A 5,560-nucleotide genomic window follows, 5' to 3' on the forward strand; every position below is an offset into this window, starting at 1 on the left:
CCGGCTCGGAAAGCAGGAGGACGTCTATGCCCCGCCTCTCCATTTCCTTCTTCACCGCAGTGACGCGTGTCGCGAACTCGGACCGCTCAAAACGTAGTTCCTTCTGCATCTCGATCCCTCGATAATAGCGTCTTAGAAAAGCTGCCTGGCGAGGACGCCTGGATTCAGGGTCCCGTCCGGGACGCTAGTCTCTTTGATGGCGCATAGGATGATGCGTTCGCTCGCGCGCCGAAGCGCGTCGTCGAACAATCGTGGCGAAAGGGCAGCCAGCAGCGGCCGAAAGCCGATAATGTTAAGATCAGCTATAGCCGAGAGAATCCCGCCCTGCCGCTGTGGGTGAAGATTCCAGCGATCTTCTTGAATTTCTGGGCGATTTGGTTGGCGATCTCTTCGGGCCCTTTTGCTCTGATCCATTGCCACGCGGACAGGGCAGGGCATCAAACGTCGTGGGTCGGTCAGGTAAGCTCTTTTTTGGTTCAACTGCCGGTTTTGCGAGGTTGTCGAATCCGATGACGACAGGCCGGCTCGCTCTTGTTCATGCATTCTGGGTACCATTGTACGGCGGTCACAAAAGCCAGCCGGGCCGGCAATCACCTCAAGATTCCATCGTTGGCGTGCGCGGAAAACGAATTCAGGCCAGCCTTTTGATCTGCCATCACCGCTTGAAGATAGGAGTGCGGAGTCGCCCCGGCCCACGGCCTGCATGAAGATCACCATTTAGAGACTAGCGCCGCCGCATTGCGGCGCGTCGGCTAAGCCACCTGCGGGCGACCAACATCCCCGCTACGACGAGCGCAACAGCGATGTAGAGCATCTCGGTCGTGCCGTCGCCCCCATCCGGCGCCACACCGAAAATTCGCTCAATGAAATCCATCTCCCGCTCCTTCTCTAAGAAAAGCTCACTGAACAACGTGTAACTCCTCACGGCAACCTGCCGGTCCCGACCGGCTCGATGCCAACGCACCGGAGCGCTGCATTGAGCGCAGTCACATCGTCTTTCACGAGCCCATCCAGCTTTGTGATCTCATTGTCGACCTTCGAGATGATCTCATCGGACACCTGTCGCGCTTGCAGCGTCGGCGCCGCGTCCGCGCAATCAACCACGTTGACGAGGCCGATCAGAGTATCATTCAAGCCGGCCGGGTTGCGCTGATCTTGTGGAGTCTCCCGTTTGATGTCGACCAGCGTCGCTTCAATCGCCTCGAGCTGACCGACCAATGCTTGCACGCTCTCGCTGAGCGACTTGCCGCTGTCGTCGAGCCGCCTTTGCACATCCGCGAGCTGGCGCCTAAGAAACCGGATTCGATTGACCGCCTGATTGAGCGCCGAGAGATTGCCGAACAGCCTCTGTAGGAGAGCGAACTGCTCGGCGAACTCGTTTTCGGTCGTAACGATTCGGGGATCCTTGAGGACTGTAAAGTCCACCGTCTGAATTCTGCCGTCGACCTGAAGCTCGACCTTATAGCTGCCGGGAACCACCGTCGCGCCGCTTTGGTTGTCACCCTTCAGCGCGAGAGGCTCGTATTTGCGGGTTATCAGCGACTGGTCGAGCTTGGCCGGCCCGACATGCTTGAGATCCCAGACGAAGCGGTTGAGCCCGGCCTTCGTTCCCGGCTTCCTGTGGAAGGGCGCGTCCTGTTCGTCGCTCGAGAAGGTGATGACGGTATTTCCCGCGGCGTCTTGGAAGGTGAGCCTGACCGGTCCCTCCGCATCTTGGGAGAGCCAGTAATAGATGATCGCCCCATTCGGGGGATTCTCGCCGCAGTCCAGATAGAGGTAATCGCGCCGTCCGCCCTCCAGTTCCACGCCTTCTGTGGCGGCGGCGATACCCTCGCCGTAGCTGATCCTCGCCTTAGCGAAGCCCGTCCCGGCCCGGAGCTTGGTCCGGATCGTCGACCGCGGGCTCACCAGCAAGATATCCTCCTGGTCCGCAGCCAGCCCGCGTAACGGCGTCACGTCGTCGAGAATCCAGAAAGACCGGCCGTGGGTGCCGGCGACGAGATCGCTGCCCTTGATCTTAAGATCGTAGACCGGAACCACGGGCAAGCCGCCGTCCATGCGCGACCAATGCTCGCCGTCATCGAGACTGAAGAAGACCCCTGTCTCGGTGCCGACGAAGAGTAGGCCTGGCCGAACCGGGTCGGCACGCACCACACGCGTGATCTCCCCCCTCGGGAAGTTGCCGACGATCGACTGCCAGCTCTTGCCGCCGTCCCTGGTGCGAAAAAGATAGGGCTGATAATCGGCAAGTTTGTAGCGCGTGGCCGCTACATAAACGGTATCAGCGTCATGCGACGAGATCTCAACGCAGCCGACATATGCGAGTTCCGGCATCCCCTTGGGCGTGACGTTGTTCCACTGGGCCCCACCGTCTCGCGTAACATGAACGAGCCCGTCGTCAGTAGACGCCCAGATCTCACCTTTGCGATGCCGAGACTCCACCACCGAGGCGCACGTCGCATGGACCTCACAGCCAAAGTTCTCGCCAGTCAAGCCGCCCGAATAGTCCTGCCGAGCCGGGTCGTTGAGGCTGAGGTCAGGCGAGATCGCCGTCCAGCTCGATCCTTCGTCGCGGCTGCGGAAGACATGGTTACCCCCAGCATAGAGCGTCTTCGGATCATGCGGTGAGAAGGTGAGTGGAAAGGTCCAGGCGAATCGGTAACGCATGTTCTTCGGCGCGACACCGTTCAACTCTTCCGGCCAGACATTGACGAGGTGGAACTGCCGGGTCCGGTGGTCGTAGCGTTGCACAGCTGCTGCGCCCGAGCTGTAGCCGAGGGCGCCGCAATAGACGATGTTGGGATCCTCGGGATCGACGACGATGAAGCCGCTCTCGCCGGTGCCTGGATAGGTGCAATCGCTCAGGGTGATAACGCCCCATTCCGACGCGCTCGGAACCGAGATCGAGGTGTTGTCTTGCTGGGTGGCATAGACCCGATAGGGATACTGCTCATCGACGTCAATGCGATAGAACTGCGCCGTCTTTTGATTGTAAATCGACGACCAAGTCACGCCACCATTGAAGGTGACGCAGGCGCCGCCATCGTTGCCTTCGATCATCCGCTTGGGATTGACCGGATCGATCCAGAGATCGTGGTTGTCGGCGTGGGGCGTCGCCACTTCGGTGAAGCTCGCCCCCCCATCGGTCGACTTCCACATCTGATAATTGGTTATGTAGACGGTACCGGCATGTCCAGGGTCGGCGAAGACATGGGTGTAGTAGAAAGGACGGTGCATTAAATCGCGATTCTGCGAGGTCTGGATCCAGCGGTCGCCGTGATCATCTGTGCGATAGAGCCCTGTCTTGTCTCCTTCCGCCTCGATGAGCGCGTAGACGCGCCCGCGCTGCGCCTGCGAAACAGAGACGCCAATCTTGCCGAGCACCCCGCCCGGCAGGCCGTTCCGACCGGACAGCTCTTCCCAGGAGTCGCCGCCATCAAACGACCGGAATATTCCGCTGCCCGGCCCACCGCTGTTCAGGTTCCAAAAGTTCCGTCGCGTCTGCCAGATCGTGGCGAAGAGGATGCGCGGATTGTTGGGATCCATCGAGATGTCGATGGCGCCGGCGTCGGGATCGCGGTAGAGGACCTTCTGCCAGGTCTTGCCGCCGTCCACGGAGCGGAACACGCCGCGCTCCTCGTTTGGCCCGAATGCGTCGCCGAGCGCGGCGACATACACGATGTCAGGGTCGTCCGGATGAATGCAGATCTTGCCGATATGGTGGGTCTCTTTAAGTCCCAAGTGAGTCCAACTGCGACCAGCATCGGTCGACCTGTAGACGCCGTCGCCGTAAGAGACGTCGCCTCGGATCGACGCCTCGCCCATGCCGGCATAAATAACGTTCGAATCGGAGCGGGCGACCGCGAGCGCGCCGACACTTGCGCTCGCGAAAAAACCGTCGGATACGCAGTGCCAGTAAATCCCACCGTCGATCGTCTTCCACACCCCGCCTGCGCAGGCGCCGAAATAGAAAACCGTCGGATCGTTAGGGTCGCCCGCGACCGCCACAACTCGGCCGCCTCTGGCTGGACCGATACAGCGCCATTTGAGGGCTTCGAGGGTCCCGGGTTCGGTCACGCTAATCTGCCTACTCATCGTATTACCTGCAAATGATAGTATTGTGCCGTGAAGCCTGATCGAGCTTCCAGGGACGATCGACGCGCCTGCCTGTGCCTCGGATGGCTATATGGATGCTCGCGTCACCATGTGCAGCGAAATGGGAAATTCGCTAGGTGCGATTGCGTTTGCCGTAGGGAATACGTCAACAATGCTGTCCCAACTGAATTGGAGGATCGCGCCTTCTGGCAGCGAGATTTTGGCAGCCAAACCCATTCCGTCGGAAAGTGGAATCAAATTCTTGTTGATTGATGTGATGGGTAGCGGTCCCTGGACAATCTTCATTTTTTTACCGTCCATGTTGACCAATTCCACTATTTCCATTCCCGTCTTTGCAAGCGATTCCGTTCAGAGTGGGCTGCTTTCTGGTGGGCGGCGTACGTTCGGCGGTTCTGCGCTTCAATCCCTCGCGTTTCGCGCTCCCCTTTTGTGTTCAGACGACGTCACCACTTTTAGGAATATGACGCATGGAGGAGACAGGCTTGCGCCAAAATGCGTGGGCTTTTGAAACGAGCGCGGCATGAAGCGCTCTGGTGTGAAATGCCGCCGACCTCTTAGATCGCCGGTCGGAAGCGTAGCGAGGAACTTCCAGATCCGGTTGAGGGTGTCCCGGATCTGATTACGACTGTCCACCTGCTCGATTCGGGAATTCGTTTGGACGGCACCTTCGCAGTAGGCGAGAGTCCAGCCTCAGGCCGACAAGGAGGATCCTGCCCATTCATCTCGCCTGCATTTGGTCCGGCGTAGAACATGCGGCGCTTCTGTTGTTGGCGATCCCTCCGTGCTTGGTCGCCGAGCCAAGTAGCCAAGAAGCTCATCGTAAGCCCATCACGGGCGCAGAGCTTCGCCGGTCACTGCAGAGCGCGGCACGAAGCCCCGTCATTCTCTACAAGTTGAGACAAGTAGCCCTTCAGTTTCGATCGCGGATGCGCTGTAGTTACTAGCATCCAAACCCTCAGCGCCCTGCCGGCGGGGAGGACACCAGCAGGGCGCGCCGCGCACATCCCGGCCGCGTGGGACCGGACAGTGGTGGCAGACTGAGAGTTCGGTAGCGATGATCTTTCGATCGATCTTAGATCGGAGAAACCGACATGGAATGCTGCCGGATCGCCTTCGTTAAGGACTTCGGAAATGGCGCATTGCAGAGACAGATTTGCGCCAAAATGGGTCGACTATTGAAACGCGGAGCACAAAACGTGATACTTCGAGATATCTCTTGCCCGTTTCGCCAAGAAGATGCGCGGACCTTCTTGACCCGACCATGAACTTGAAGTCCGCACACACTGGAGGGGCTCAATTGGCGCTGGCCATATTAATTTAGCCATCGTGGATGGTACCTCAAGTAGGCGAGAAGAGCTTGCGCTCCATCCCGGTTAGGCGTTCCGGGCCTTGCTCCGTCACCAGCACCGTGTCGCTGAAGCCCATCCCGGCTGCCGTCATCAGC

Annotated in this window: 4 protein-coding genes; 1 reads left to right on the forward strand and 3 read right to left on the reverse strand. The window is 59.3% G+C overall.

The window, feature by feature from the left end; all coding sequences use genetic code 11:
* Window positions 1–132: 132 nt before the first annotated feature.
* The 3 genes from EN885_RS33995 to EN885_RS32850 are packed head-to-tail and all read right to left on the reverse strand — an operon-like array spanning window position 133 to window position 4,008.
* Window positions 133–717: a hypothetical protein gene (locus EN885_RS33995; protein ID WP_206616880.1), complete on the reverse strand. Its 585-nt coding sequence runs from the start codon at window positions 715–717 to the stop codon at window positions 133–135.
* Window positions 718–724: 7 nt separating this feature from the next.
* Complete coding sequence (locus tag EN885_RS33765; protein ID WP_164897969.1) at window positions 725–874, reverse strand: hypothetical protein; 150 nt, start codon at window positions 872–874, stop codon at window positions 725–727.
* A gap of 47 nt (window positions 875–921) precedes the next feature.
* Complete coding sequence (locus tag EN885_RS32850) at window positions 922–4,008, reverse strand: hypothetical protein (RefSeq protein WP_206616881.1); 3,087 nt, start codon at window positions 4,006–4,008, stop codon at window positions 922–924.
* A 178-nt stretch (window positions 4,009–4,186) separates the two neighbouring features.
* Here EN885_RS32850 and EN885_RS32855 point away from each other — a divergent pair, with 178 nt between their 5' ends.
* Window positions 4,187–4,624 carry a hypothetical protein gene (locus tag EN885_RS32855; protein WP_128244385.1) on the forward strand — a complete coding sequence of 146 codons (438 nt, stop codon included), beginning with the start codon at window positions 4,187–4,189 and terminating at the stop codon, window positions 4,622–4,624.
* Window positions 4,625–5,560: the final 936 nt, after the last annotated feature.

It is taken from the genome of Mesorhizobium sp. M6A.T.Cr.TU.014.01.1.1 (assembly GCF_004022765.1).
Lineage (GTDB): Bacteria > Pseudomonadota > Alphaproteobacteria > Rhizobiales > Rhizobiaceae > Mesorhizobium > Mesorhizobium mediterraneum.